At 71.8% G+C, this 26325-nt stretch carries 19 protein-coding genes; 8 read left to right on the top strand and 11 right to left on the bottom strand.

The window, feature by feature from the left end; all coding sequences use genetic code 11:
• Nucleotides 1–79: 79 nt before the first annotated feature.
• Nucleotides 80–946, bottom strand: coding sequence for an aquaporin (locus OG898_RS12485; protein WP_323184846.1), 867 nt, complete (start codon nucleotides 944–946; stop codon nucleotides 80–82).
• Nucleotides 947–1081: 135 nt separating this feature from the next.
• Between OG898_RS12485 and OG898_RS12480 the strand changes: the two genes are divergently transcribed.
• The 3 genes from OG898_RS12480 to OG898_RS12470 all read left to right on the top strand — a co-directional run bounded on the left by OG898_RS12480 (nucleotide 1082) and on the right by OG898_RS12470 (nucleotide 6683).
• The gene (locus OG898_RS12480; protein WP_250738579.1) at nucleotides 1082–1621 is read left to right on the top strand and encodes an RNA 2'-phosphotransferase; all 540 of its coding nucleotides are present in this window, start codon (nucleotides 1082–1084) and stop codon (nucleotides 1619–1621) included.
• A gap of 140 nt (nucleotides 1622–1761) precedes the next feature.
• Complete coding sequence (locus OG898_RS12475) at nucleotides 1762–3630, top strand: HSP90 family protein (RefSeq protein WP_266956778.1); 1869 nt, start codon at nucleotides 1762–1764, stop codon at nucleotides 3628–3630.
• Nucleotides 3627–6683 (top strand): tetratricopeptide repeat protein, encoded by a 3057-nt coding sequence (locus OG898_RS12470; protein ID WP_266956776.1) that lies wholly within the window; start codon nucleotides 3627–3629, stop codon nucleotides 6681–6683. Before OG898_RS12475 ends, OG898_RS12470 begins: the two co-directional genes overlap by 4 nt.
• A 77-nt stretch (nucleotides 6684–6760) precedes the next feature.
• Here the strand turns inward: OG898_RS12470 and OG898_RS12465 are convergent, their stop codons facing one another.
• Both OG898_RS12465 and OG898_RS12460 read right to left on the bottom strand, forming a co-directional pair.
• On the bottom strand, nucleotides 6761–7666 hold the full coding sequence (locus OG898_RS12465; RefSeq protein WP_250738582.1) for an LLM class flavin-dependent oxidoreductase: 906 nt from the start codon (nucleotides 7664–7666) through the stop codon (nucleotides 6761–6763).
• A 35-nt stretch (nucleotides 7667–7701) separates the two neighbouring features.
• Nucleotides 7702–7968: a hypothetical protein gene (locus OG898_RS12460; RefSeq protein ID WP_250738583.1), complete on the bottom strand. Its 267-nt coding sequence runs from the start codon at nucleotides 7966–7968 to the stop codon at nucleotides 7702–7704.
• 137 nt (nucleotides 7969–8105) lie between these two features.
• Here OG898_RS12460 and OG898_RS12455 point away from each other — a divergent pair, with 137 nt between their 5' ends.
• On the top strand, nucleotides 8106–9041 hold the full coding sequence (locus tag OG898_RS12455; RefSeq protein ID WP_266956773.1) for an HAD hydrolase family protein: 936 nt from the start codon (nucleotides 8106–8108) through the stop codon (nucleotides 9039–9041).
• 37 nt (nucleotides 9042–9078) lie between these two features.
• Here OG898_RS12455 and OG898_RS12450 read toward each other — a convergent pair whose 3' ends face one another.
• The 4 genes from OG898_RS12450 to OG898_RS12435 all read right to left on the bottom strand — a co-directional run bounded on the left by OG898_RS12450 (nucleotide 9079) and on the right by OG898_RS12435 (nucleotide 17018).
• Nucleotides 9079–10758: a GAF domain-containing protein gene (locus tag OG898_RS12450; protein WP_266960210.1), complete on the bottom strand. Its 1680-nt coding sequence runs from the start codon at nucleotides 10756–10758 to the stop codon at nucleotides 9079–9081.
• A gap of 79 nt (nucleotides 10759–10837) precedes the next feature.
• Nucleotides 10838–14434 carry a thiol reductant ABC exporter subunit CydD gene (gene cydD / locus OG898_RS12445; RefSeq protein ID WP_266956771.1) on the bottom strand — a complete coding sequence of 1199 codons (3597 nt, stop codon included), beginning with the start codon at nucleotides 14432–14434 and terminating at the stop codon, nucleotides 10838–10840.
• A 58-nt stretch (nucleotides 14435–14492) separates the two neighbouring features.
• Nucleotides 14493–15494, bottom strand: coding sequence for a cytochrome d ubiquinol oxidase subunit II (gene cydB, locus OG898_RS12440; protein ID WP_250738586.1), 1002 nt, complete (start codon nucleotides 15492–15494; stop codon nucleotides 14493–14495).
• A gap of 18 nt (nucleotides 15495–15512) precedes the next feature.
• Nucleotides 15513–17018, bottom strand: coding sequence for a cytochrome ubiquinol oxidase subunit I (locus tag OG898_RS12435; protein WP_250738587.1), 1506 nt, complete (start codon nucleotides 17016–17018; stop codon nucleotides 15513–15515).
• A 188-nt stretch (nucleotides 17019–17206) separates the two neighbouring features.
• On the opposite strand from OG898_RS12435, the gene OG898_RS12430 reads away from it, so the two are divergent.
• Nucleotides 17207–17575 carry a cyclophilin-like fold protein gene (locus tag OG898_RS12430; protein ID WP_243331197.1) on the top strand — a complete coding sequence of 123 codons (369 nt, stop codon included), beginning with the start codon at nucleotides 17207–17209 and terminating at the stop codon, nucleotides 17573–17575.
• 37 nt (nucleotides 17576–17612) lie between these two features.
• Here OG898_RS12430 and hisC read toward each other — a convergent pair whose 3' ends face one another.
• On the bottom strand, nucleotides 17613–18695 hold the full coding sequence (gene hisC / locus OG898_RS12425; RefSeq protein WP_250738588.1) for a histidinol-phosphate transaminase: 1083 nt from the start codon (nucleotides 18693–18695) through the stop codon (nucleotides 17613–17615).
• Nucleotides 18696–19057: 362 nt separating this feature from the next.
• Here hisC and OG898_RS12420 point away from each other — a divergent pair, with 362 nt between their 5' ends.
• The 3 genes from OG898_RS12420 to OG898_RS12410 all read left to right on the top strand — a co-directional run bounded on the left by OG898_RS12420 (nucleotide 19058) and on the right by OG898_RS12410 (nucleotide 22609).
• Complete coding sequence (locus tag OG898_RS12420; RefSeq protein ID WP_243331194.1) at nucleotides 19058–20173, top strand: LacI family DNA-binding transcriptional regulator; 1116 nt, start codon at nucleotides 19058–19060, stop codon at nucleotides 20171–20173.
• A gap of 215 nt (nucleotides 20174–20388) precedes the next feature.
• Nucleotides 20389–21648, top strand: a complete 1260-nt coding sequence (locus OG898_RS12415; protein WP_250738854.1) for a metallophosphoesterase — start codon at nucleotides 20389–20391, stop codon at nucleotides 21646–21648.
• Nucleotides 21649–21796: 148 nt separating this feature from the next.
• A complete protein-coding gene (locus OG898_RS12410; RefSeq protein WP_266956767.1) occupies nucleotides 21797–22609 on the top strand; it encodes a hypothetical protein in 813 nt (270 codons plus the stop codon).
• An 8-nt stretch (nucleotides 22610–22617) separates the two neighbouring features.
• Here OG898_RS12410 and OG898_RS12405 read toward each other — a convergent pair whose 3' ends face one another.
• The 3 genes from OG898_RS12405 to OG898_RS12395 form a co-directional block, all read right to left on the bottom strand.
• A complete protein-coding gene (locus OG898_RS12405; protein WP_266956765.1) occupies nucleotides 22618–23418 on the bottom strand; it encodes a hypothetical protein in 801 nt (266 codons plus the stop codon).
• Nucleotides 23419–23692: 274 nt separating this feature from the next.
• Nucleotides 23693–24742, bottom strand: coding sequence for an aldo/keto reductase (locus OG898_RS12400; RefSeq protein WP_266960207.1), 1050 nt, complete (start codon nucleotides 24740–24742; stop codon nucleotides 23693–23695).
• Between the two features lie 187 nt (nucleotides 24743–24929).
• Nucleotides 24930–25346 (bottom strand): hypothetical protein, encoded by a 417-nt coding sequence (locus tag OG898_RS12395; RefSeq protein WP_266956763.1) that lies wholly within the window; start codon nucleotides 25344–25346, stop codon nucleotides 24930–24932.
• Between the last annotated feature and the right edge of the window lie 979 nt (nucleotides 25347–26325).

The raw sequence follows: 26325 nt of genomic DNA, 5'->3' as shown, positions 1-26325 counted from the left end.
ATCACGCTTTTGTCGCCGAAACCGGCGCAAAGGGCTGTGGACAAGTCCGGCCGACCTGTGGGGAACCCGGCCCGGAGGGTCAGCCGACGGCCTGGTAGGCCGGTCCGGGCGCGCTGGTTTCGGCCACCGGGCTGATGGTGCCGGTGCTTCCGGCCGGGCCTGCGGTGCCTGCGGTGCCTGCGGTGCCTGCGGTGCCGGCCCGGCCGGCAGCGTCGGCCGTCGCGACGGCGTCAGCGGTGCCGGTGGCGCCGGCGACCGCCCGGCGGGTGCTCCCGTAGAGCACGGCCGCGAGGACCAGGCCGAGGATCCCGCCGACGAGCTGGGCTGCGACGAACCCCGGCAGCGACTGCGGGGCGATGCCGGTGAAGGAGTCGCTGAAGCTGCGCCCGATGGTGCCGGCCGGGTTCGCGAAGGACCCGGAGGAGGTGAACCAGATCGCGGCGGCGATGTAGGCGGCGACCGCGGCCGGGATCAGCTTCGGACGGCCGATGCGGCCGAGGCCCTGGATCACCAGGACCAGTCCGGCGGTGGCCACGACCTCGCCGACGAGCAGGTGCCCGCCGTCGCGGACCTGGGTGGAGAAGGCTCCGGGGATGCGGCCGAACATCGCTTCCGCGAGGACGGCGCCGCCTATCGCCCCGGCGGTCTGGGCCGCCACGTAGACCAGGGCTTCCCGGCCTTCGAGCCCTTCGCCGCCGGTGCGCCGGCCCCACCAGGCCGTGAGGGTGACCACCGGGTTGAGGTGGGCGCCCGAGAGCGGCCCGAAGAGCGTGATGATCAGGCCGAGACCGATGGCCGAGGCGAGCGAGTTGGCGACCAGGGCCACCCCCGTGTCGGAGGTGAGCGCCGCGGCCTGGATTCCCGATCCGATGACGACCACGAGGAGGGCGGCGGTGCCGACGAGCTCGGCGGTCGCACGCCGCGACAGAGACGCACTGTTTGTCATACTTTTCTTCCCCTTGAGTGGCAGTTCAGCGGAAAATGTATTCCGTATCTTGGAAACGCGATAGGGGGAGTCCAGGTTCGGGAGAACGGCGAAAAATCGCTGCGCCGGACCCGGCCGAGCCGTCACGCTGGGCGAATGGATGACAAGCGCACCGTCAAGGTGTCCAAATACGTCTCGAAACACCTCCGGCATCAGCCGGAACGCATCGGACTGGTGCTCGACCCGCACGGCTGGGTGGAGATCGACGATCTTCTGAAGGCCGCGGCCGCCCACGGCTTCCCGGTCAGCCGGGCCGAGCTCGACCACGTGGTCGCCGCCAACGACAAGCAGCGGTTCGCCGTCGACGGCAGCCGGATCCGCGCCAGCCAGGGGCACACCGTCCCCGTGGACCTGGACCTGCCGGAGGCCGAACCGCCCGCGTACCTCTACCACGGCACCGTCGCGGCCGCCCTGGACGCGATCCGCGCCGAGGGACTGCGCCCGATGGCCCGCCACCACGTCCACCTGTCCCCGGACCGGGAGACCGCGACCCGCGTCGGCGCACGGCGCGGCCGGCCGATCGTCCTCGCCGTGGACGCGGGGGCGATGCGCGCCGCGGGGCACGTCTTTCGGATCAGCGCCAATGGGGTGTGGCTGGTGGACTCCGTACCGCCGCAATTCCTGCGGTTCCAATAAACCGCCGAAGCCCCGGCAGCCCCCGAATTCACGGATGGATTGTCAGATCATCCCCCTACTCTGTTCCTCACTCCGGGATCTGTGAGGGGGGTACCTCGCGGTCGCCGAACAACCCGTACCAGCACGCGAGGTGACGCTCCATGATCCCCGAAGAACCCCATCCGAACACCTTCCAGGTCGATCTGCGCGGCCTCGTCGACCTGCTCTCCCACCACCTCTACTCCAGCCCCCGCGTGTACGTCCGCGAGCTCCTCCAGAACGCCGTCGACGCGGTCACCGCCCGCCACGCCCTCGATCCCGAAGCCGAGATCGGCATCCGCCTGTCGGCCACCGGGAACCGGGTGACCATCGAGGACAGCGGCATCGGCCTGACCGCCGACGAGGCCCACTCCCTCCTCGCCACCATCGGCCGCAGCTCCAAGCGCGGGGGACCGCACGGCCTGGAGACCACCCGTCAGGAGTTCCTCGGCCAGTTCGGCATCGGTCTGCTCGCCTGCTTCGTCGTCGCCCGCGAGATCCGCGTGGTCACCCGCTCCGCCCGCGATCCGCTGGCCGCGCCCGTCGAATGGCTGGCCACCGACGACGGCTCGTACACCGTGCGCGAACTGCCCTCCGACGCCCGCCCGCAGCCCGGCACCACCGTCGTCCTGGAGGCCCGCCCGGGCGCCGAGGAGTGGACCGTCCCGGCCAAGGTCGAGCAACTGGCCCGCGACTACGGCTCCCTGCTGCCCTACGACATCACCTTCGACGACGGCTCCGCCGCCGGACCCCGCCCGGTCACCGACCGGCCCGCCGTCTGGGACCGGCCCTTCCCCACCCCCGCGGCCCGCCGCGTCGCCCTCGCCGGGCACTGCGCGCAGCTCTTCGGTTTCACCCCGCTCGACAGCATCGACCTCGACCTTCCCGTGGCCGGAGTGCGCGGAGTCGCGTACGTCCTGCCCGAGCCGACCAGCCCCGCCCACCGGTCCGGACACCGCGTCCACCTCAAGGGCATGCTGCTGACCGACAAGGCCGACAACCTGCTGCCCGACTGGGCGTTCTTCGTCCGCGCCGTCCTGGACACCGACACCCTGCGGCCCACCGCCTCCCGCGAGAACCTGTACGACGACGAGACGCTCGCCGCCGTGCGCGAGGCCCTCGGCGCCCGCGTCCGCGCCTGGCTCGCCGAGCTCGCCACGAGCGACCCCGAGCGGCTGGCCGCCTTCCTGAGCGTCCACCACCTCGGGGTGAAGTCGCTGGCCCGGCACGACGCCGAGCTGCTCGGCCTGATGCTGCCCTGGCTGCCGTTCGAGACCAGCGACGGTTCGATGAACCTGGAGCAGTTCGCCGCCGCACACACCGAGATCCACTTCACCCGGACCGTGGAGGAGTTCCGCCAGATCGCCCCGATCGCGGCGGCCCACGGCCTCGGGGTCATCAACGCCGGCTACACCTACGACGCCGACCTGCTGGCCCTGCTGCCCGCCGTACGGCCGGAACTCAAGGTCACCGAGCTCGACGCGGGAGCCGTCACCGAACGCCTCGATCCGGTACCGACCTCCGCCGAACTGGCCCTGGCCCCCTTCCTGGCCACCGCCCGCACCCGCCTGGAACCCCAGAGCTGCGACGTCGTCCTGCGCGCCTTCCAGCCCGCCAACGTCCCCGCGCTCTACCTCGACGACCGCCAGGCCCGGCAGGAGCGCGACCGCACCGCCGCCCTGGAGACCGCCGACTCGCTGTGGAGCGGCATCCTCGGTTCGCTGCGCGGATCCGCCCCGCGCGCCCGCCTCGTGCTCAACCACAACAACCCGCTCATCCGGCGGATCTCCGCCCTCCCCGACGAGGCGCTGACCGCCACGGCCGTCGAATCGCTCTACGGCCAGGCCCTGCTGAGGTCCCAGCGGCCCCTGCGAGCAGCCGACACCACCCTGCTCAACCGGGCCTTCCTCGGGCTCCTGGAATGGGCGACCCACTCCGTCACCGGGACGGACAGCACGGACAGCACCGACACCCAGGGGGAGCAGAAGTGAGCACGATGACGCGTGAGGAGATCGAGCGCGGACTGGCCGAGAACCGCCAGGCTCCGGGCGGGGCCGCACGCAACGCCCACGCCGAGGCCCTGTCCGCAGCCGCCGAAGCGACCGGGGACCGGCCCCTGTTCCGCGCGGCTCTGGACAACCAGATCAACGCCTACCTGTACAGCTCCGAGTCGCCGAAGATGCTCGTGCCCTTCGCCCGGCTGCTCCAGGAGTACGACAAGGACCCCGCAGCCTTCGACGAGTGGGACGCCCACTCGCTGTTCTGGCAGTTCAAGTGGATCGCCAGCGCCATCGGCCACTCGCCCGAGATCCCGCTGGAGTCGGCCGCCGGCTGGCTGGACGAGATGGAGCGCCGCTACCGGATCGCCGGCTACAGCGAGCGTCCCGTGCGCGAGGCCGAGCTGTGGCTCGCCGACGCGACCGCCGACGACGAGCGGGCCGGACGCGCGTACACCCGCTGGCAGACCGCCGACCGCGACGACATGAGCGACTGCCACGCCTGCGAACTCAACAGCCAGGGCCACTACGCCATGCTGCGCGGAGACGACGCCGAGGCCCTGGAGGTCTGGCAGCCGGTGCTCTCCGGCGAGCAGACCTGCGCCGAGGAACCCCACCGGATCCTGGCCACCTCGCTGCTGCCACTGGTGCGGCTCGGCCGGTTCGACGAGGCCCGCTCGGCCCACCTGCGCGGATACCGGCTGGCCCGTGACAAGGAGAGCCTGCTGCCCTCGGTGGGACGGCACATCGAGTTCTGCGCGCTCACCGGGAACGAGTCCCGCGGCCTGGAGATCCTGGCCGAGCACGCCGCACACGTGGCCCCGCTCGCCAACCTTTCCGACCAGCTCGCCTTCCACGGCGGAATCCTCGTCCTGCTGCGCCGGCTGACGGAGCTGGGCCACGGACAGAGCCCCGCCGTCCCTTACGAAGGCAGCCCGCGCACCGTGTCCGAGCTGTACGAGGCCCTGCGCGCGGGCTCCCTCGAGATCGCCAAGCGGTTCGACGCCCGCAACGGCTCCACCCGGGTCTCGGAGCGGTTCCTCGCGCGGATCGGCGGGGCCCCGCTGACCGCGGTCCTGCCGCTGGGCGTACGAAGCTCCGCACTCGCGGCGCTTCCGCAGCCGGGCCCCGCCCCGGCGGCGAGGCCGGCAGCACCGGCCGAGGGCTTCGCGGAACTCGTGGAACGGGCCCGAGCCGCACGCGACCTCGGGCACCCCGGCGCGGACGCCCTCTGGGAGGAGGTGGCCCTGCGCCCCGAGGCGACGGCCGGGTCCGATCCGCTGGCCGCCGCCGATGTGGCGGACCACCGGGCCCTGGCGGCCGCGCGGGCCGGCGCCGCGGACGCCCCGGAGCTGCTGGCCGGCGTACGCGAGCGCTACCGGGAGCTGGGGAACGCCGAGCGTGCCGCCCTGGCCGAGCTGCGGCTGGCGACCGTGGCCGCGCAGTCGGGCACCGAGGCGGGGGAGCTGCGCGGGCTGCTGGCCGTCGCCCTCCGCGCCGCCGAGGCGCTGGACGCGGACGAGCCGCTGCGCACCCGGCGGATCGCCCTCGTGGAACTGACCGGGATCCGGGTGGAGTCCTACCTGCGCTCGGTCGAGGCCACCGAGGACGCCGGACACGGGCACGGACACGCCGACGGGCAGGAGCACGGCCACGGGCACGGGCACGGGCACAGTGAGCTGGCCGCCGAACTCACCGCCTTCGCCGATGCCTACGCCGCGGCGCTGCCCGATGTGGTGGCGGAGGCCGAGGAGATGCTGGGCCGGCTCGCCCTCTCGCAGGGCGACCCGGAACGTGCCGTGACGCTGCTCGCCGCAGCCGCCGACCGCTCGGTGGCCGCGGGCCGGCCGTGGCTCGCCGTGGACCCGCTCGTGCTGCGGGCCGGAGTCCTGATGTCGCTGGACCGCACGGCCGAAGCCGAGGAGTCGGCCCGAGCCGGGCTGACGCACGCCGCCGAGGTGACCGGCACCGAGGCGCAGGGCGTCGTACGGCTCACCCTCGCCGACATCCTGCTCGGGCGGGGCGAGGCCGACGCGGAGGCCGCGCGGCACGCTCTGGAGGCGGCGCACTGGTTCGACCAGGCCGGGCTCACCGCCGACGGCGGGGCGCAGGCCCGGCTGCTGCTCGCCCGGTGCCACGCCCGCCAGGGCCACATCGCCGAGGCGGCCGAGGTGCTGCAGTCGACGCTGCCGGACCTGCTGGAGCACGGTGAGGGCCAGGCCGTCTCCGCACGGGAGTTCCTGGGCGACCTGCTGCGCGATCTGAACGACCCCCGGGGCGCGGCCGAGCAGTACCTGCTGGCGGCGGAGCTCTCCGAGGACTGGGAGGACCCGCGTCCGCAGGCGAACTTCGCGCAGGCCGCCGCCGATCAGCTCTCCGAGGCCCGGCTGGTGCCGGAGGCGGTCGCCGCCTACGAACGGGCCCTCGACCTGCGCCGGCGGTCGAAGGACGCGCCGGTCGCCGAGGTACGGATCCTGCGGTCCCTGGCCTGGCTGGGGCTGCGCGACGTGGTCACCGACGCGGCGGTGGCGGGGGCCAGGGCCCGGATGGGCGAGGCGGCCGAGGTCCTGACCGCCGCACTGGCGGACGCGCCCGAGGACCGCGAGGCACGGGCCGAGCTGGCCGAGACCTGGAACCAGCTCGCCCAGGTCCTCGACCGCCGGGTCCGCGCCGACGAGGAGGCGCACGAAGAGGCGGACGAAGAGGCGTACCAGGAAGGCGATCAGGGCGAAGAGGCCCGGGGTTCAGGGCCCGCCGAACCGCTGGGCGCGGCGGAGCTGGAGGCCCTGCGGCTGGAGGAGATCCTGCTCTGGGAACGGGCCGCCGCCCTCCACGCGGAGCTCGGCCCGGACCATCTGCAGGCCCGGTTCCAGTGCGTGAACAACGCCGCCTGGACCGAACACGAGCTGGGCCGGCCCGAAGCCGGCGCCGCCCGGGTCTCGGCGCTTGCGGCCGAGGTGCGCGCGCTGCCCGAGGGAGTGGCCCCGGAGTGGCTCCTGGAAAGCGCCGAACGCACCACGGAGCACCTGCTGCGCACCTCGTCCTGAGGATGCACGCTGCCGTCGCCCCGAACCCCGGGGTGACGGCAGCGGTGTGATGCGATGCGTGCGGCCGATTGCGTCTCTCAGCCCAGCTGGGCGAGCGCCTCGGTGGCGATCTGCTCGAAGACGCCCTGGTCGGCGGCGAAGTCGGAGTCGGGGATCGGCCAGTGGATCACGAGCTCGGTGAAGCCGAGCTCCTGGTGGCGGCCCGCGAAGTCGACGAAGGCCGCCACGGACTCCAGCGGCTGCCCCCGGTCCGGGGTGAAGCCCGTGAGCAGGACCTTGTCCAGCTCGGCCACGTCCCGGCCGGTCTCCGCGCAGGCCTTGCCGAGCTTCTCGATCTGGCCGCGCAGGGCCTGCACCGACTGCTCCGGGGTGCCCTCGTCGAAGATCTTCGGATCGCCGGTCGTCACCCACGCCTGCCCGTACCGCGCGGCGAGCTTCAGACCGCGGGGGCCGGTCGCGGCGACGGCGAAGGGCAGCCGCGGCCGCTGGACGCACCCGGGGATGTTGAAGGCCTCCTCGGCCGAGTAGAACGTGCCCCGCTGCGAGACGGAGTCCTCGGTGAGCAGCCGGTCGAGCAGCGGCAGGAACTCCCCGAAGCGGTCGGCGCGCTCCTTGGGGGTCCACGGCTGCTCCTGTCCGAGCACGGTGGCGTCGAACCCGTTGCCGCCGGCGCCGATCCCGAGCGTGATCCGTCCGCCCGAGATGTCGTCGAGGGAGATCAGCTCCTTGGCGAGCGTCACCGGGTGCCGGAAGTTCGGCGAGGTGACGAGCGTGCCGAGGCGCAGCCGCTCGGTCGCCGTCGCGGCGGCCGTCAGCGTCGGCAGCGCACCGAACCACGGCCCGTTCCGGAAGGTCCGCCAGGACAGGTGGTCGTAGGTGTAGGCCGTGTGGAACCCCAGTTCCTCGGCCCGCTGCCAGCGGTCACGTCCCCCTTCGTTCCACCGGTGGACGGGAAGGATCACGGTGCTCAGGCGAAGAGTCATGACCAGAGCCTACGACCGCCGCCCCGGGCGCACCGTCAGGTGCCGCGCTGGGCCCTGGCTCGCCACAGGGCGAGCAGGACGGCGGAGTAGGGGTGGGCCGGAGTCGTGGTGCGGGCGGTGTGGGCCAGGGTGTCGGCCGCGTCGGCCAGGACCTGGCCCACCAGCACCGGTTCCCGCTCCGGGTCGTGGGTGCTCGCTCGTGCGCACGCCGTGCACAGGACCATCGCCAGGCTCACGACCCGGGTGGCGTGCGGGCCGCCGCAGGCGGCGCAGTCCGGTGTGCGGGTTGAAGGGATGAGCACGTCGCCCCCGTGTGACGTCGTCGGAACCGGCACCGTGCCGGCGGCCCGAACGGCAGTGGAGCCGGCGAGAAGATCCTTCCACCACCCACTGACAACCATGTGGCGATGTTTCACGTGAAACATCGCCCGCCGCCGGCATGGGCGAAGATGGAGCCGTGACCTCGGCTCCCCAGTGCCCGGACGGGCCCACCCCCGCGACCCGGCTCATCGCCACCGACCTCGACGGCACCCTGCTGCGTGACGACAAATCCGTCTCGGAACGCACCGTCGCCGCACTCGCCGCCGCCGAGGAGGCCGGCATCGCGGTGTTCTTCGTGACCGGGCGCCCGGCCCGCTGGATGGGAGTGGTCAGCGACCACGTACAGGGCCACGGCCTGGCCATCTGCGCGAACGGCGCCGCCGTCGTCGACCTGCATGCCATCGACCGGCACGCCACCGACGGGCAGACCACCGGCCGGCAGCCCTCGGGCCGGGAGTTCGTCCAGGTCAGGCCGCTGCCCCGGATCACGGCGCTCAAGGTGGTGGAGGCCCTGCGGGCCGCCGCCACCGGCACTTCCTTCGCCGTCGAGCTGACCACCGGCATCAACTACGAACCGCAGTACCCGCCGTTCTTCCAGGACCCGGGTGCCAACGTCGCCACCGCGGAGACCCTGCTCCACGAGGCCACGGACGATGATTCGGCGCCCGTGCTCAAGGTGCTCGCGCACCACTCCGAGCTGGCTCCGGACGAGTTCCTGGCCCTGGCCCGCTCCGTGGCCGGTGCGTACGCCTCGATCACCCGCTCCAGCCCGACCTCCCTGCTGGAGATCAGCGGCCCGGGGGTCTCCAAGGCGAGCACCCTGGCGCTGTGCTGTGAGGAGCGCGGCATCTCGCCGGCCGAGGTGGTCGCCTTCGGCGACATGCCGAACGACGTGGAGATGCTCGGCTGGGCCGGTACCTCGTACGCGATGGGCAATGCCCATCCGGATGTGATCGCGGCCGCGTCGGGCCGTACGGTCGCCAACAACGAGGACGGCGTCGCCCTGGTCATCGAGCGCATCCTGGCCGAACGGACCGCCCGCACCGAGGCATAGCCGAGGGGCGCGGCCACAGGACACGGCCGGGGCTCGGCTACAGCGGGGCCTCCCACACCAGGGTGGTCCCGCCGCCCTCCTCACCGAGGCCGGGGCCGTACGAGCTGGAGCCGCCGAGCGATTCGGCCCGCCGGCGCAGGTTCCGCAGCCCGCTGCGCCGTCCGCCCTCCGGGATGCCCACCCCGTCGTCGGCGACCTCCAGCCGGACCCCGGGCCGCCCGTCGGGCAGGCTGATGGTGGAGTCGAGCACCACCTCGATCCGGGACGCATCCGCGTGCCGGAACGCGTTCGACAGCGCCTCGCGCAGGGCGGCGATCAGGTTCTTGCCGACGAGCTCGCCGACGACCGCGTCGATCGGTCCGAGGAACCGGTGCGCGGGCTTGAATCCCAGCGGCACGGCAGCCATGTTGATCTCCCGCAGCACCCGGGTGCGCAGCCCCGAGGGGGCCTCCGCCGGTCCCTGCTGGAGCGCGAAGATCGCGGTGCGGATCTCCTGGATCGTCACGTCGAGCTCGTCCACGGCCTTGCCGACGCCGTCGCGGACCTCCGGGACGATGGAGCGGCGCTGAGCGCCCTCCAGCATCATCCCGGTGGCGAAGAGCCGCTGGATGACCAGGTCGTGCAGGTCTCGGGCGATCCGGTCGCGGTCCTCGAACACCGCGAGGCGCTCCCGGTCCCGCTGTGCCTCCGCCATCATCAGCGCCAGGGCCGCCTGCGAGGCGAACTGCGTGGCCAGGGTCCGCTCCGCCTCGGTGAACGGCCGCTTTCCGCGGGCCCGCGGCGTGACGAGGGCCCCCAGCACCCGGCCCCCGCTCTGCAGCGGAAGCATCATGCAGGCCCCGTACTGGCTGGTCAGGCGGCTGATCATGCGCGGATCCGAGGCGGCGTCGTCCACGAAGACCGGCTCGCCCTCCAACAGCCTGGCCACCACCGGGCTCTCGGCCGGGATGACGACGCCGAGCGAGGTCGCCGGGTTCTCCGCGGAGACGGCGACGATCTCCATCCCGCCCTCTTCGGCCGGGAGCATCACGATCCCGGCGGCCGAATCGGCGAGCCGGCGGGCCTGTTCGGCCACGACCGCGAGCGCGTCGTCCGCGTCCCCGCCCGACAGCAGGGCCGTGGTGACGGCCACCGAGCCGTCGATCCAGCGCTCGCGCTGGGTGGCGGCCTCGTAGAGCCGGGCGTTGCCGATGGCGATGCCCGCCTCGGTGGCCAGCACCCGGACCATGTGGACGTCGTAGTCGTTGAACGCGCCGCCGCCGTTCTTCTCCGCCAGGTAGAGGTTCCCGAAGATCTCTCCCTGGACCCGGATCGGAACGCCCAGGAAGGTCTTCATCGGCGGGTGATGGGCGGGGAAGCCCTCCGAGCGCGGGTCCTTGGTCAGATCGTCGAGGCGGACCGGTTCGGGGTTCGAGATCAAGGCGCCGAGCAGCCCGCGCTTCCCGTCCGGGCGGTGCCCGATCTTCCTCGCCGGCGCGTCGCTGATCCCGAAGGTGACGAAGTCCGAGAGCCCCGGGCCCTCGGTGTCGACCACGCCGATGGCCGCGTAGCGGGCGTCAGCGAGTTCGGCGGCCGTCTCGCAGATCCGGTCCAGCGTGGAGTGCAGTTCGAGGCCGGTACCGACCGACCGCATGGCTTCCAGCAACTGCGGCACCCGGGCCGTGAGCTCGGTGGAGAGCCCCTGGAGACTCCGGGTGGCGGCCGTCGCGGCCTCCATCGGGTCGGGCGATTCCGGTGGGGACTCCGGCGGGTACTCGGGCGATTCCTGGGACTCCTGCGCTGACATGCCCTTGAGCCTAGTTAGTCCCCTTTAGCGAGGAAAGTCGAGCCTGTGCGGTGACGCCCGTCCCGTCCGCTTCCCGCTCCCGCTCCAGCAGCCCGCGCAGCGGACCGGGCGTGGCCGCCAGCTCCGCGTACGCACCGCGCTGGACGACCGCGCCGCCGTCCAGGACGAGGACCTCGTCGACCTCTTCCAGACCGGCCAGCCTGTGCGTGATCAGCACGGTGGTACGGCCCTCGGTCGCGGCCAGCAGGTCAGCGGTCAGTGCGTCGGCGGTGGCCAGGTCCAGGTGCTCGGCGGGCTCGTCCAGCACGAGGACGGGGAAGTCCGCGAGCAACGCCCGCGCCAGGGCGAGGCGCTGGCGCTGACCACCGGAGATCCGCTCGCCGTGCTCACCGACCAGGGTGTCCAGCCCGTCCGGGAGCCCCTCGGCCCACTCCAGCAGCCGTGCCGCGGCGAGGGCCTCCCGCAGCCGCGCCTCGCTCGCCTCCGGGGCGGCCAGCCGCAGGTTCTCCCGTACGGAGCTGTCGAAGATGTGGGCGTCCTGGGCGCACAGGCCCACGACCCGGCGCACGTCGTCCCCGTCGAGGGCGCGCGCGTCGGTCCCGCCCAGGGTGTACGAGCCTTCGTGCTGGTCCAGGAAGCGCAGCAGGACCTGTGCCAGCGTGGTCTTGCCGGCTCCCGAGGGCCCGACGACCGCGATCCGGCGGCCCGCTTCGAGGGTCAGGTCGAGCCCGCTCAGTGCGTCGTTCTCCTGCCCGGGGTGCCGGGCGGCTAGCCCCTTCAACCGGAGCGGGAAGGGCGAGGCGGGCAGGGCTTCGGGCCGCTCCGGCTCGGTGACCGGGGCGGGCGTGTCGATGACTTCGTAGACCCGCTCGGCGCTGCGCCGGACCCGCTGGCGGTACTGGACGGCCTGCGGAAGCCCGCCGACGGCCTCGAAGGCGGCCAGCGGCGTCAGGACGACCACGGCCATGGCCACCCCGGACAGCCGGCCCCCGGCGACGGCGTTGGCCCCGACGGCGGCCGCGCACACCACCGTCAGTCCGGTCAGGAAGGCGGACAGCCCGCTCCCGAGCCCGGTGACGGCGGCCGCGCGGGCCGCGATCCCGGTCAGGGTGCGGTCGCTCTCCTTCGCGGCGGCCTTGCGTCCGCCGAGTGCTCCGGCGACCGTGAGCTCCGCGGTTCCGGTGAGCAGATCCGCCACACGGGTGGCGAGTTCTCCCCGGGCGGGCGCCAGCCGGCGCTCCGTCCGGCGCGCGCAGACCGCGCTGACGAGCGGTACGCCGACCCCGGCGGCCAGCAGCCCGACGGCGAGCACCGCCCCGGCCTCGGGCAGCAGCCAGGCGGTGAACGCCACCGAGCCGGTGGCCACGAGCAGCGCGGTGCCGACGGGCAGCAGCCAGCGCAGCCAGTAGTCCTGCAGGGCGTCGGCGTCGGCCACCAGCCGGGTCAGCAGGTCCCCGCGCCGCTGGGTGCGCAGTCCGGCGGGCGCGATGCGCTCCAGCCGCTGGAACACCGAGACGCGCAGGTCGGCGAGCATCCGCAGGACCGCGTCGTGGGACACGAGCCGCTCCGCGTAGCGGAAGACGGCCCGTCCCATGCCGAAGGCCCGCGTCGCGGTGACGGCCACCATCAGGTACAGCACGGGCGGCTGTTCGGAGGCGCGCGAGATGAGCCACCCGGAGACGGCCATCAGCCCGACGCTGCACCCGACGGCCAGTGCCCCGAGGAACAGCCCGAGCCGGAACCGTCCTTGCCAGGCCCTGGCCACGCCCCGTACCCGCCGCAGCGGATCGCCCCCGCCGGCATCGCTGCCGCCGGTGGACGCGGCGCGTTCCGGAGCGTCCCCGAGGATCCACTCGCCGGGATCGCGCGGCGCCGGTCCCGGCGCGGGCTGCCCCGCCCGAACGGCGGGAAGCGGAGAGGCGGGAAGCGGCACGGCGGGAAGCGGCACGGCGGGGGAGGAGCCGGCGGGGCCGGCCCCCACCCGCACGACCCGGTCGGCCAGCGCCAGCAGCGCCGGCCGGTGGACCACCAGCAGGACGGTCCGGCCGACCGCGAGGCGGCGTACGGCCTCCACCACGGCCGCCTCGGTCTCGCCGTCCAGGGCCGCCGTCGGCTCGTCGAGCAGGAGCACCGGCCGGTCCGCCAGGAACGCCCGGGCCAGCGCGAGGCGCTGGCGCTGCCCGGCGGACAGACCGACCCCGCCCTCGCCGAGGAGGGTGTCCGCCCCCCGCGGCAGGGCCCGTACGAACTCCCAGGCCCCGGCGTCCACCAGGGCGGCGGTCACCTCGGCATCGGCGGCGCCGGGCCGCGCCAGCCGTACGTTCTCCGCGATCGTCCCCGCGAACAGGTGCGGGCGCTGCGGGACCCACGCGATCTGCTCCCGCCACTGTTCGGGCGCGAGCCCGGCCAGGTCCGCGCCCCCGACCAGGACCCGGCCCGCACTCGGCGTCACGAAGCCCAGCAGCACCTGCAGCAGCGTGGACTTGCCGGCGCCGCTCGGGCCGGTGAGGGCCACGCATTCGCCCGGTTCCACCGTCAGCGAGACGGGTCCGGGGGAGTCCTCGCCCCGGCCCTCGTACCGGACGGCCACCCCGTCGAGCTCGATCCGCAGGTCCGGGACCGGGACGGAGGCCGTACCCGGCGAGGCGGCGACCGGGGTCTCCAGCACCTCGAAGATCTCTTCCGCGGCGGCCAGTCCTTCCGCCGCCGCGTGGTACTGCGCCCCGACCTGACGCAGGGGCAGATAGGCCTCGGGCGCCAGGACCAGGATGACCAGCCCGGTGTAGAGGTCCAGCTCCCCGTGGACGAGCCGCATGCCGATGGTCACGGCGACGAGCGCCACCGACAGGGTCGCCAGCAGTTCGAGTGCGAACGAGGACAGGAACGCGATGCGCAGCGTGCGCAGCGTCGCCTGCCGGTAGTCATCGGTGATCTTGCGGATGGACTCGGCCTGCGCCTTCGCACGGCCGAAGACCTTGAGCGTCGGCAGGCCGGCCACCACGTCCAGGAAGTGGCCCGAGAGCCGGGACAGCAGCCGCCACTGGCGGTCCATCCGGGACTGGGTGGCCATGCCGATCAGGATCATGAACAGGGGGATCAGCGGGAGCGTGACCACGATGATCGCCGCCGACACCCAGTCCTCGGTGACGATCCGCGCGAGCACCGCCACGGGGACGACGATCGCGAGCCCCAGCTGGGGCAGGTACCGCGAGAAGTAGTCGTCGAGCGCGTCCACTCCCCGGGTGGCCAGGGCCACCAGGGAGCCCGTGCGCTGTCCGCTCAGCCAGCCGGGCCCGAGGTCCGCCGCACGTTCCAGCAGTCGGCCCCGCAGTTCGGACTTGACCGCTGCGCTCGCCCGGTGTGCCGCCAGCTCGGTCAGCCAGGCGACCAGGCCGCGGCCGAGCGCCACCGCCGCGAGCAACAGCAGGGGCGTCCGCAGGGCTGCGCCGTCCAGCCCGTCCTCGAAGGCGCCGACCACGATCTCGGCGATCAGCATCGCCTGGCCGACGACCAGCCCCGCCCCGGCGAGCCCGAGGGCCACCACCGCCCCCAGGAAGAGGCGGGTGGACCGGGCGTACCGAAGCAGGCGCGGGTCGATCGGTTTCACGTGAAACATCCCCCAGGCAGGATCGGGCGGGGCGGAGCGGACGAGTCGGCGGAGCGGCTCAGTGCACGTCGACGATGTGCTGCGTGCCGATGCGCTTGCGGAACACCCAGTACGTCCACGCCTGGTAGAGCAGGACGACCGGGGTCGCCACCGCCGCGCACCAGGTCATGATCTTCAGGGTGTACGCGCTGGACGAGGCGTTGGTGACCGTGAGGTTCCAGGCGTCGTTCAGCGAGGACGGCATGACGTTCGGGAAGAGCGTCAGGAAGAGCATCGCGACAGCGGCCGCGATGGTGACCCCGGACAGGGCGAACGCCCAGCCCTCCCGGCCCCTGAAGGTGAAGCCGAGGGCCCCGACCAGGGCCAGTACCGCCACGAGCATGGCGATGAGGCTCCAGCCGTCACCGCGCGAGACCTGGGTCCAGATCAGGAAGGCGAGCGCCAGGACGGCGGTCACCACCCCGAGCTGCATGGCCAGCTTGCGCGAGCGGTCCCGGATGTCGCCGACCGTCTTGAGCGAGGTGAACACCGCGCCGTGGAAGGTGAACAGGGTCAGGGTGACCAGGCCGCCGAGGATCGAGTAGACGTTGAGCAGGTCGAAGAAGTTGCCGACGTACTCCATGTCCTGGTCGATCTTCACTCCGCGCACGATGTTGGCGAAGGCCACGCCCCACAGGAACGCGGGGATCAGCGAGGTCCAGAAGATCGCGTGTTCCCAGTTGGTCTGCCACCTGTCCTCGGGCCGCTTGTGCCGGTACTCGAAGGCGACCCCGCGGATGATCAGGCAGATCAGGATGAGCAGGAGCGGCAGGTAGAAGCCGGAGAAGAGGGTGGCGTACCACTCGGGGAAGGCGGCGAAGGTCGCGCCGCCGGCCGTGAGCAGCCAGACCTCGTTGCCGTCCCACACGGGCCCGATCGTGTTGATCAGGACCCGCTTCTCCGTGCGGTTGCGGGCCAGCAGCTTGGTCAGGACGCCGACTCCGAAGTCGAAGCCCTCCAGGAAGAAGTAGCCGATCCACAGAACGGCGATGAGCACGAACCAGACGTCGTGGAGTTGCATGGTGTGGTCTCCTCAGCCTCAGTACGAGAAGGCCATCGGCCGGTCGGGGTTCTTGTCGTCCCCGCCGATCTTGGTCGGCGGGTTGAGGTCGGCCTCGGTGAGCTCGGGCGGGCCGGCCTTGACGTACTTCAGGAGGAGCTTGACCTCGATCACGGCGAGCACGGCGTAGAGCGTCGTGAAGCCGATCATCGAGGTGAGCACCTCGCCCTGGGAGACGTTCGGCGAGACCGCGTCCCTGGTGCGCAGGACCCCGTAGACCACCCAGGGCTGGCGGCCCATCTCGGTGAAGATCCAGCCCCAGGAGTTGGCGATCAGCGGGAAGCCCATGGTCCAGAGCGCGATGATCCAGTACCAGTTGGTGAACTTGGGGCTCAGCGCCTTCTTGAAGAGGACCAGGTGCGGGACCTCTTCCTCACCGGTGCGCAGCCCCGGCGGCAGCATGAACTTCTTGCGGGTCAGCCAGAGCCCCAGGATGCCGACGCCGAGCGAGGCCATTCCGAAGCCGATCATCCACCGGAAGCCCCAGTAGGCGACGGGGATGTTGGGCCGGTAGTCGCCGGGCCCGAACTTCTCCTGCTCGGCCTTGTTGACGTCGTTGATGCCCGGGACGAACGAGGTGAAGTCGTCGTTGGCCAGGAAGGACAGCAGGCCGGGGATCTCTATGGCGACCGTGTTGTGGCCCTTTTCGACGTCTCCGTAGGCGAAGACGGAGAAGGGCGCCGGCGCCTCGCCGTCCCAGAGCGCCTCGGCGGCGGCCATCTTCATCGGCTGCTGCTTGAACATCACCTTGCCGAGCAGGTCTCCGCTGATCGCGGTCCCCAGACCGGCGATGATCATGACGACCAGGCCGAGTCGCAGCGAGGTCCGCATGACGGGGATGTGCTTCTTGCGGGCCAGGTGGAAGGCCGCGATGCCGACCATGAACGCGCCGCCGACCAGGAAGGCCGCCGTCATGGTGTGGAAGAACTGGGTCAGCGCGGTGTTCTGCGTGAGCACCAGCCAGAAGTCCGTGAGCTCGGCCCGGCCGCGCTCGGGGTTCATCCGGTAGCCGACGGGGTGCTGCATCCAGGAGTTGGCCGCGAGGATGAAGTACGCGGACAGGATGGTGCCGATCGAGACCATCCAGATGCAGGCCAGGTGGATCTTCTTCGGCAGCTTGTCCCAGCCGAAGATCCACAGGCCGATGAAGGTGGACTCGAAGAAGAAGGCGATGAGCGCCTCGAAGGCCAGCGGGGCTCCGAAGATGTCACCGACGAACCGCGAGTAGTCGGACCAGTTCATGCCGAACTGGAACTCCTGGACGATGCCGGTGACGACGCCCATCGCGATGTTGATCAGGAAGAGCTTGCCCCAGAACTTGGTGGCCTTGAGGTACTTCTCCTTTTCCGAACGCACCCAGGCGGTCTGCAAGATCGCGACGAGCGCGGCCAGCGAGATCGTCAAGGGAACGAAGAGGAAGTGATAGACGGTCGTAATACCGAACTGCCATCGCGCCAGGGTCTCTGGCGCCAAAGCTAGGTCCACGTCGTCGTCTCCTTCGTTTCGCCGTGGTCACAGCCGCAGTTTGCCTCTTGTATCCCACTCAATCCGGGAGGAAGCAGGACACGCTTGTGAACGCGTTCACATTCACAAGCATTATGTCGTACCGCTGTCGGCATCTTTCAAGGGGGTCCCCCTAGCGAATAAATTCAACAGATTGTTGAATGCGACCCATGAAGATTCGATTCCTCTGGCCCGCCGGCCAGCTCACCGCAACGCTTGACGAGACCCCGACCGCCAAGGCGCTCGCCGACGCGCTCCCCATTTCCGCCTCCGCCAACACCTGGGGCGAGGAGGTCTACTTCGACACCGGCGTCTCCGTGGCACTGGAGCACGACGCCCAGCAGGTCGTCGAGCCCGGCACGGTCGCGTTCTGGACCGAGGGCGACGCGCTCGCGCTGCCCTACGGCCCCACCCCGATCTCCCGCGGGGGCGAGAGCCGCCTGGCGAGCCCGTGCAACGTCCTCGGCTCGTTCGACGGCGACCCCCGCCTGCTGGCCACCGTCCGCGACGGCGACCCCATCCGCGTGGAACTGGCCTGACACCAGTCCCGGGAGCACCACTCCCCTACGGGAGCACTTACATCTCCTTGAAGAACGCCTCTGCCGTGTGCAGGAAGAGGTCGTTCGCCTCGGGCTCGCCGATCGTGACCCGCAGGCCCTCGCCCGCGAAGGGCCGGACCACCACGCCGGCCTTCTCGCAGGCCGCCGCGAAGTCGGAGGTGCGCTCCCCGAGCCGCATCCACACGAAGTTGGCCTGCGTCTCGGGCACCACGGTCCAGCCCTGGGCCAGGAGCGCCCCGTAGACCCGGGCGCGCTCGCCCACCAGCGACCCGACCCGGCCCATCAGCTCGTCCTCGGCCCGCAGCGAGGCGACCGCCGCGTCCTGGGCGAGCTGGCTGACACCGAAGGGCACCGCGGTCTTGCGCAGCGCCGCGGCCACCGGCTCGTGTGCGACCGCGAAGCCGACGCGCAGGCCGGCGAGCCCGTACGCCTTGGAGAACGTACGCAGCACGGCGACGTTGGGGCGGCTGCGGTAGAGCTCGATGCCGTCCGGGACCTCGACGTCGCGGACGAATTCCTTGTACGCCTCGTCGATGACGACGAGGATGTCGGAGGGCACCCGGTCCAGGAACCGCTCCAGCTCGGCACGGCGCACGGCGGTGCCGGTGGGGTTGTTGGGGTTGCAGACGAAGATCAGCCGGGTCCGCTCGGTGATCGCCTCGAACATTGCGTCCAGGTCGTGCACGTCGCCCTCGGCCAGCGGGACCTGAACCGACGTCGCACCCGAGATCTGAACGATGATCGGATAAGCCTCGAAAGACCGCCAGGCGTAGATGACCTCGTCACCCGGACCCGCCGTCGACTGGATCAGCGACTGGGCGACACCGACCGAGCCGGTGCCGGTGGCGATGTGTTCGGCCGGGACCCCGAAGCGCTCGGCGAGCTCGTTCACCAGGCCGGTGCACATCATGTCCGGGTACCGGTTGAAGTGGCCGGCCGCCGCGACCGCGCTCTCCAGGACCCCAGGCAGGGGCGGGTACGGGTTCTCGTTCGAGGACAGCTTGAACGCGACCGGACCGCCCGCAGCCGCGGGCTTCCCGGGCTTGTAGGTGGGAATGCCGTCCAGCTCGGCGCGCAGCTTCGGGCTCTTCTCGCTCACCGCAGGTCCTCCTCGACCATCCCGTACGACGTCGCCGTCGACTCAATACTCCTCACCTTATGAGGATTCCGTCGATCCGAGAACGGCAGGCGCCTGGAATGCGGGAGAGCGCACGCATATATGCGTGCGCCGGTGGCCTGCGCCGTGGCGCGCGTCCCTCGTACAGGTGAGTTGAGCAGAGCCCGAGAGCGCACCGTTTTGGCATGCACGGTCCCGTCGGCAGGGGCACCAGATACCGCCAGTGACCAAACACCTTCATTTCCAAGGTCATTGGGGGTGGCGAACCGTGCAGAATCGTGCCTGTCAACGCGTGCATATGCATCCGGACCGCGCTGCCCACCGAGCCCTACTATCGGCTCGCCATGACAGCAGCAGGGAAGCATCAGGTGAGCCGGACCGAGACCACCCGGCGGGCCGCCGGCCGACAAAGCCGGGCCGGCATCAGGGACGTGGCCGCCGCGGCGGGCGTCTCGATCACGACCGTCTCCGACGCCCTCAACGGGAAGGGACGGCTGCCGGACGCCACCCGCCGCCACGTTCGCGAGGTCGCAGACCGGCTGGGCTACCGCCCTTCCGCGGCGGCCCGCACCCTCCGCACCGGCAAGTCGGGCCTCATCGGCCTGACCGTGACGACGTACGGGGATGAACCTTTCACCTTCACCGAATTCGCGTACTTCGCCGAGATGGCCAGGGCCGCCACCTCCGCCGCGCTCGCTCGCGGCTACGCCCTCGTCATCCTCCCCGCCACCTCCCGACACGACGTCTGGTCCAACGTGGCCCTCGACGGCACCGTCGTCATCGACCCCTCCGACCACGATCCCGTCGTCACCGAACTGGTCCGCCAGGGTCTGCCCGTCGTATCCGACGGACGCCCGGCCGGTTCACTCCCCGTCACCGCCTGGGTCGACAACGACCACGAGGCCGCCGTCCTGGGCCTCCTCGACCACCTCGCCGCCGCCGGAGCACGCCGCATCGGGCTCCTGACCGGCACCACCACCGACACCTACACCCGGCTCTCCACCACGGCCTACCTGCGCTGGTGCGAGCGCGTGGGCCAAGATCCCGTCTACGAGTCCTACCCCGCCCACGATCCGTGCGCCGGCGCCGTCGCCGCCGACCGGCTGCTCGCCCGGCCCGACCGGCCCGATGCCGTCTACGGCCTGTTCGACCCCAACGGCACCGACCTGCTCGCCGCCGCCCGGCGCTACGGCCTGCGCGTTCCCGAGGATCTGCTGCTCGTGTGCTGCAGCGAATCCACCGTGTACGCCAACACCGAGCCGCCCATCACCACCCTGTCCCTCAAACCGCGCCGCATCGGCACCGCCGTCGTCCAGCTGCTCATCGACGCCATCGAGGGCGTCGACACGGGCGGACCCGTCGAACAGGTCATCCCGACCGAGCTGATCATCCGTACCTCGTCCCAGCGCAGGCAGCCCCGTACGACCGTCAGCCCGCCCCGTTCCCCGGCGCAGGACTGACCACCACGCCGGCCCAACGGCGGGGCCGCCGGCCCCGCCCGGGATTTCAGCAACACTCATATCGGGAGAAACCGGTAGGAAGGACCAGCTCCGACCAGGATTCACCACCCCTGGTGCGTCACAGAGCGCGAGCTGCATTCCTATGATGGGCGCACGACATCACGGACCCTCCGCCCCCGAGGCGGAAGGGTCCGCAGGTGTACGGCAGCGCGACGGTGGTGGAGGGGTCGATGACTCAGGGGGCCGGTCAGGGACCCGCGGTGCGGACGGACACCGAGCGGGACTTCCGGTTGCCGGTCGCCGAACCCGCCTCGCATCCCGTTCACCCGGGAGCCGCAGCAGCCGGATCGGTCGGCTCCACGGGGTTCGGGTCGGACGCACCCGTCTACGGCGAGTACCCCGCGTACTACGACGCGGGCCCGGCTCCCGTCCCCGCCCAGCACGGCTACGGCCACGAAGCCCCGTACGGCGCCCCCGGCGCCTTCGGAGAGCCCGCCGGCCGCCCGATGGGCCACGCCACCGAGGAGAGCGACCCCGACGGGTACACCCCGACGCAGCGCGATCTCCCCGTCATCGGGCGCGGCGCCCTCGGCGGTCCCGGCGACACCGTTCAGATCCAGTACGTCCCCCAGGAGACCCCCGGCGAGGGCCCCGGCCCGCTCTACGTCGTCGGCGACGTCCACGGGTACATCGACGAACTCGTCGCCGAACTGCAGTTCCAGGGGCTCATCGACGCCGACCGCAACTGGTCCGCCGGCAATGCCCGGCTCTGGTTCCTCGGCGACTTCACCGACCGCGGACCCGACGGCATCGGGGTCATCGACCTCGTCATGCGGCTCTCCGCCGAAGCCGCCGCCGCGGGCGGCTACTGCAAGGCCCTCATGGGCAACCACGAGCTGCTGCTCATCGGCGCCAAGCGGTTCGGGGACACCCCCGTCGTCTCCGGCGCCGGCACCGCCACCTTCCAGGCCGCCTGGCTCCTCAACGGCGGCCAGCGCACCGACATGGACCGCCTGCAGGACGTCCACCTCCAGTGGATGTCCCGGCTGGACGCGGCCGTCCTGGTCGACGACCACCTGCTCCTGCACTCGGACACCACCGCCTACCTCGACTACGGCGACTCGGTCGAGGACGTCAACGACACCATCCACGAGCTGCTCAACCGCAACGACGCCGACATCACCTGGGACCTGTTCCGCAAGTTCACCAAGCGCTTCGCCTTCCGCGACGAGGACACCGGCCCCCAGGCGGTACGCGAGCTCATCGGCACCTACGGTGGCAGCCGGGTCGTGCACGGCCACAGCCCCATCCCCTACCTGCTGGGCGAGGTGGGCACCGAGGACGGTGACGGCGCACACGGTCCCGAGGCCGTCGTCGGCCCGCACGTCTACGCGGAAGGCCTGGCCATCGCGATGGACGGTGGCGTGACGATGGCGGGCAAACTACTCGTCGTGCAACTCCCGCTGAACGACTGAGGCTTCCCGGAGCTGGGTATTTCCGGAAAGCCCCTGTCGACGTACGGCGTGGGCGCTCTACCATCGCTCTATCCGTAGCAGGCTCTCCTCCGTTTGTGCCGGCGCCCCGTTCAACACGGACATACCGGTCCCCACGGAGCATCGGGGGATGCACATGACCAGCGCTCCGCACCTGCTCACCGAAGACCGACCGGAGTTCGATCGGCTCCTCGACGAGGCGCTGCGCACGGCGAACGCCCGGCCCGAGCTCGCCGCCCTCGGCGAACGGCTGAACGCCGAACAGCTGCGCACCATGGCCATGGGGGCCACCGGGCTGCTGACGGCCGCGGCCGCAGCCGAGTACGACCACTACGTGAAGGTCCGCAAAGAGCGGCAGGACGAGATCCTGTCCACCCCCGGGACCACGGGGGAGGAGGGCGACGGGCAGGGCGGTGGCGCGGGCGTCAGCGCCGTCGTCGCGGTCCTCGCGCCGGTCCTGGCCGGCACCGCCATGCTGATCTTCCTGCTGGTGGGCTACATCCTGAAGATGATTGAACCCGAACCGGCCTTCGCCGACACGATGCTGACGGCGGGTTGGCTCTTCGGCGGGCTCACCGCGGCCGCCCTGCTCTTCGCCGTGATCGGGCTGCTCGTGACGGCCGTCCGCAACAGCTCCACCGAGGTGGCGGCCGACGAGACGGAGGCCGTACCCGACGAGGTGTCGCGGGCCCGGGAGGCCTGGCGCAACGCCCTGCTGGAGCGGGGCATCGTGCCGTTCCTCCGGGACGCGCTGGCCGATCCCAGCGCAGGGGCCGGCTTCCCTGCCCCCAGAAAGCCGGGAGCCGGGCGCATCCCCAACCTGGGATACACCCGGCCCGATTTCACCAGTCCCGGGGCCCCGGCTGGGGGGCCCCGTCCCGGTTACTCGTCTCCGGACTTCACCAGTCCGGACTTCGGCGGCCCGGAAACCGAGCCGGAGTAGAGCACCCGCTACTTGATCACCATGGGGTTGATGTTGCGGTCTTCCCTGCTCAGCGCCTTGTGCGCGAACTGGGCCAGGCCGTTCGCACCCGGGGTGGGCTGAGGGCTGGCGGCCGCCCACACTCCTGTGCAGTCGAGGGAGTCCGGGGTGGCAGGGACGACGTCACAGGAGGTCTCATAGACGAGGCCGCCCGTGGTCAGCACCTCGACGTTGACGATGTTGGCCTGCTCCGAGATCGAGACCGCACAGGCGTCCTCGGGGTAGGTGTCCCCCGTGGTGGTCAGGTCGTACCAGCGCCAGGGGGTCACCGTGGGCTGCAGGTCGCGGATGCCGGCGTAGGTGACGCCGTCCGAGAGCACCGCCTTCACCTCACGGGAGGCCGCAGGCCGGTGGGCGTCGACGTCGTAGCACACGCCGCTGGCGCCCCGCGGACCCGTCGGACCGGTCGCGCCGGTCGCACCCGTGGCTCCCGTGGCTCCGGTCGCACCCGGGTAGCCGCGCGGTCCGGTCGGGCCCGTCGCTCCGGTCGCACCTCGGGGGCCGGTGGGACCCGTCGCGCCCTTGTCTCCCTTGGGTCCCTTGGGTCCGCGCGGGCCCACCTTGCAGTCGTCGCCGTGAGCCGCCATCGGCGCGGTAGCTCTGTTCGACTTGCAGTGGTCCGGACCCCCCGACGCCTCGGCCAGCGCCACCGCCGGGGACGCCAGGCCCCCCAGTACCAGCGCCACCGTGGCGAGCGTGCCTCCCGTCAGCCAGCCGGCCCGTCGGGGCAGCGGCCCCAGGTAGGTACGGGTCTTGTTCTCAGAACTCATGTACCGCTCCTCGCACACACCGGATCGAATGGAACTGCGAAGTCCGGAGATGCGACCGGGCTCCGCGGGCCATCCTGAGGACCCCGGTGCCGTGGACCCGACCGGCGCGCCCATCGGTCAGCGGAACGGTGTAGCCCACACCGCCACTTGGCGGCCTGCCGCGGGGCCACTCGGGTCCGACCGGAGGTTCGAGTACCTGCGGCTTCTCGGCGGTCCGTGTTTCACGTGAAACATCCGTGCCTGTTTCACGTGAAACATCGGAGGATCCGCCCGCCTACCCGGCGGAACGGTCTCCCAGCACCCGCCTCCGCTGAGCGACATCCGCCAGCGCCGGCGAGCGCCAGGCCCCGTCCGGGTGGTACAGGTTCCGGCCCGGCTCCACGATCTCGTCGATCCGGTCGAGGGTCGCATCGTCGAGGACCAGTCCGGCACCCTTCAGCAGGGCTTCCAGCTGCTCCATCGTCCGCGGACCGGTGATCACCGAGGTGACGGCGGGATGCGCCAACGGGAAGGCCACCGCCAGCTCGGGCAGCGTGCAGCCGATGGAGTCGGCGAGCTCCACCAGCTGCTCCACGGCCTCCAGCTTCGCGATGTTGCCCGGAACCGCGGGGTCGAAGCGGGCCGGAGTCAGTGCCGGACGCCCCGAGGTCATGTCGACGGCGCTCCCGAGCCGGTACTTCCCGCTCAGGAATCCCGACGCGAGCGGGCTCCAGGTCAGGACGCCCATCCCGTACCGCCGGGCCACCGGCAGCACACTGGTCTCGATCCCGCGCGCGAGGATCGAGTACGGCGGCTGCTCGGTCCGGAACCTCGGCAGGGCCCGCCGTTCGGCGACGTGGTGCGCCTCGACGATCTCCTCGGCCGGGAAGGTGGAGCAGCCGAAGGCCCGTATCTTCCCGGCCCGGACCAGATCGCCGAGGACGGACAGGGTCTCCTCTACGTCCGTGCCCTGATCCGGCCGGTGCACCTGGTAGAGGTCGATCCAGTCCGTGTCCAGTCGGCGCAGGCTGTCCTCGACGGCCCGCACGATCCAGCGCCGGGAGTTCCCGCTGCGGTTGCGGCCCTCGCCCATCTGGAAGTGCACCTTGGTCGCGAGCACGACGTCGTCCCGCCGGCCCTTCAGGGCCTTGCCCACGATCTGCTCGGACTCCCCGGCGGAGTACATGTCCGCGGTGTCCACGAAGTTGATCCCGTGATCGAGCGCGGCGTGGATGATCCGCGCGCACTCCTCGTGATCCGGATTGCCGACCGCGCCGAACATCATCGTGCCGAGGCAGTGCGTACTGACCTCGATGCCGGTCCCACCCAGAATTCGGTATCGCATGCTCATGGGCCCGCACTGTAGGAGCTGGAGCACACTCCAGGACAAGCCCTCCGGCGAAGCCTCGTGCGACTACCGGACGTGCGGCGGCCCGGAGCGCCGGCCGGACCGAAGTCCGGCGGCACTCCGGGCCGCTTGGGTTCACTGCTGGGTCATGCTGTTGCTTCCGCCGGGGTTAACCGTTGGGTCGTCAGGGGCGGTGCTTGTTGCCCTTGTCGGCCCTGTGATGGGCGACCGGCTTCTTGGCCGGCGGCATCTTGGGCGCGGACATGCGCTGCAGCGGCGGGCTGTCGACCAGCGGGTTCACGGCGGTCCAGGCGGCGGTGCACGTGAGGGTCGACGGGTTGGCGTTGACCACGGTGCAGTCGGTCTCCCAGACCGTCGTGGCGCCCGGAATCACCGGGTCGGGAGCCACGATCTCGACGTGGGTCTGATTGTTGTGGTTGCTGACCGCGATGCCGCACGCCCCGGCGGGGTAGTCGGCGTTGTCGGACAGGTCATTCCACTCGAAGGGGGTCACGTTCGGGGTCAGTGTGCGGATTCCGGCCCACGCCGCGCCGTCGACGATGACCCCCTTGACCTCATCGTTGGCGTTGGGCCTGTACACGGAGACACCCGTGCACCCGCCGGTGGCACCGGTCGCGCCCGTCGCACCCGTCGCACCCGTGGCGCCCGTGGCACCGGTCGCACCGGTCGCACCCGTGACGCCGGTCGCACCTGTAGCGCCCGTGGCACCCGTCGGGCCGGTCGGGCCGGTCGGGCCCGTCAGGCCGGTCGCACCCGTCGCACCATCAGCACCCGTGGCACCCGTGGCGCCGTCAGCACCCGTCGGGCCCGTCAGTCCGGTCGCACCCGTGGCGCCGTCAGCACCGGTGGCACCCGTCGCACCGTCAGCACCCGTGGCACCAGTCGCGCCATCAGCACCTGTCGGACCTGTCAGGCCGGTCGCACCCGTCGCACCGTCAGCGCCCGTGGCACCCGTCGCACCATCGGCACCCGTAGCGCCCGTCGCGCCATCGGCACCCGTCGGGCCGGTCGGCCCAGTCGGTCCGGTCGGGCCCGTCGCGCCATCGGCACCTGCCGTGCCGGTCGCGCCCGTGGCCCCGTCGGCACCGGTGGCGCCCGTCGCACCGCTGGCTCCCGTCGCACCCGTCGCACCCGTTGCTCCGCTGGGACCTTCCGGCCCCGTCGGCCCCGTCGGGCCGGCCGGCGGGCAGCCGTGGTCGTGGCCGTCGTGGTGGTCGCGCCCCTCGTCGTCGCCCCAGCCGCCGTGCTCGTCGTCGTCCCCGCCGCCCCGGCTCCAGTCCTGTGGCGGTCCGTCGTGCGGCTCGCAGTCCTCGCCTCCGCCTCCGCCACCGCCGCCCGACGGGGTGCCGGCTCTCACGGCCGTGACCGTCGGCTTGACCGCCGCGACGACGGGGTTGGCCATGCCCACGAGCACGAGGGAAAGCGAGGCCAGGGCACCTCCCGCGATCCAGGCACGATTGCGGGGGACAGGACCAAGGCGGAGCTTGGTCTGGTGCTCACGACTCATCTGCAGCGCTCCTTAGGAACGGAATGCGAGCCGGAACGGATGGCGCCCCGGC

This window comes from Streptomyces sp. NBC_00193, assembly GCF_026342735.1.
Classification (GTDB): domain Bacteria; phylum Actinomycetota; class Actinomycetes; order Streptomycetales; family Streptomycetaceae; genus Streptomyces; species Streptomyces stoeckheimensis.
This window is presented reverse-complemented; position numbering and strand designations above follow the sequence as displayed.

Excerpts from the sequence above, each read along its gene's own strand:
- cydB (WP_250738586.1), bottom strand. The coding sequence starts at position 15,494 with ATGCAACTCCACGACGTCTGGTTCGTGCTCATCGCCGTTCTGTGGATC.
- OG898_RS12410 (WP_266956767.1), top strand. The coding sequence starts at position 21,797 with ATGCACATGACCAGCGCTCCGCACCTGCTCACCGAAGACCGACCGGAG.
- OG898_RS12480 (WP_250738579.1), top strand. The coding sequence starts at position 1,082 with ATGGATGACAAGCGCACCGTCAAGGTGTCCAAATACGTCTCGAAACAC.
- OG898_RS12430 (WP_243331197.1), top strand. The coding sequence starts at position 17,207 with ATGAAGATTCGATTCCTCTGGCCCGCCGGCCAGCTCACCGCAACGCTT.
- OG898_RS12475 (WP_266956778.1), top strand. The coding sequence starts at position 1,762 with ATGATCCCCGAAGAACCCCATCCGAACACCTTCCAGGTCGATCTGCGC.
- OG898_RS12465 (WP_250738582.1), bottom strand. The coding sequence starts at position 7,666 with ATGACTCTTCGCCTGAGCACCGTGATCCTTCCCGTCCACCGGTGGAAC.
- OG898_RS12400 (WP_266960207.1), bottom strand. The coding sequence starts at position 24,742 with ATGCGATACCGAATTCTGGGTGGGACCGGCATCGAGGTCAGTACGCAC.
- OG898_RS12420 (WP_243331194.1), top strand. The coding sequence starts at position 19,058 with ATGACAGCAGCAGGGAAGCATCAGGTGAGCCGGACCGAGACCACCCGG.
- OG898_RS12455 (WP_266956773.1), top strand. The coding sequence starts at position 8,106 with ATGGGCGAAGATGGAGCCGTGACCTCGGCTCCCCAGTGCCCGGACGGG.
- OG898_RS12485 (WP_323184846.1), bottom strand. The coding sequence starts at position 946 with ATGACAAACAGTGCGTCTCTGTCGCGGCGTGCGACCGCCGAGCTCGTC.
- OG898_RS12450 (WP_266960210.1), bottom strand. The coding sequence starts at position 10,758 with ATGGAGGCCGCGACGGCCGCCACCCGGAGTCTCCAGGGGCTCTCCACC.
- OG898_RS12405 (WP_266956765.1), bottom strand. The coding sequence starts at position 23,418 with ATGAGTTCTGAGAACAAGACCCGTACCTACCTGGGGCCGCTGCCCCGA.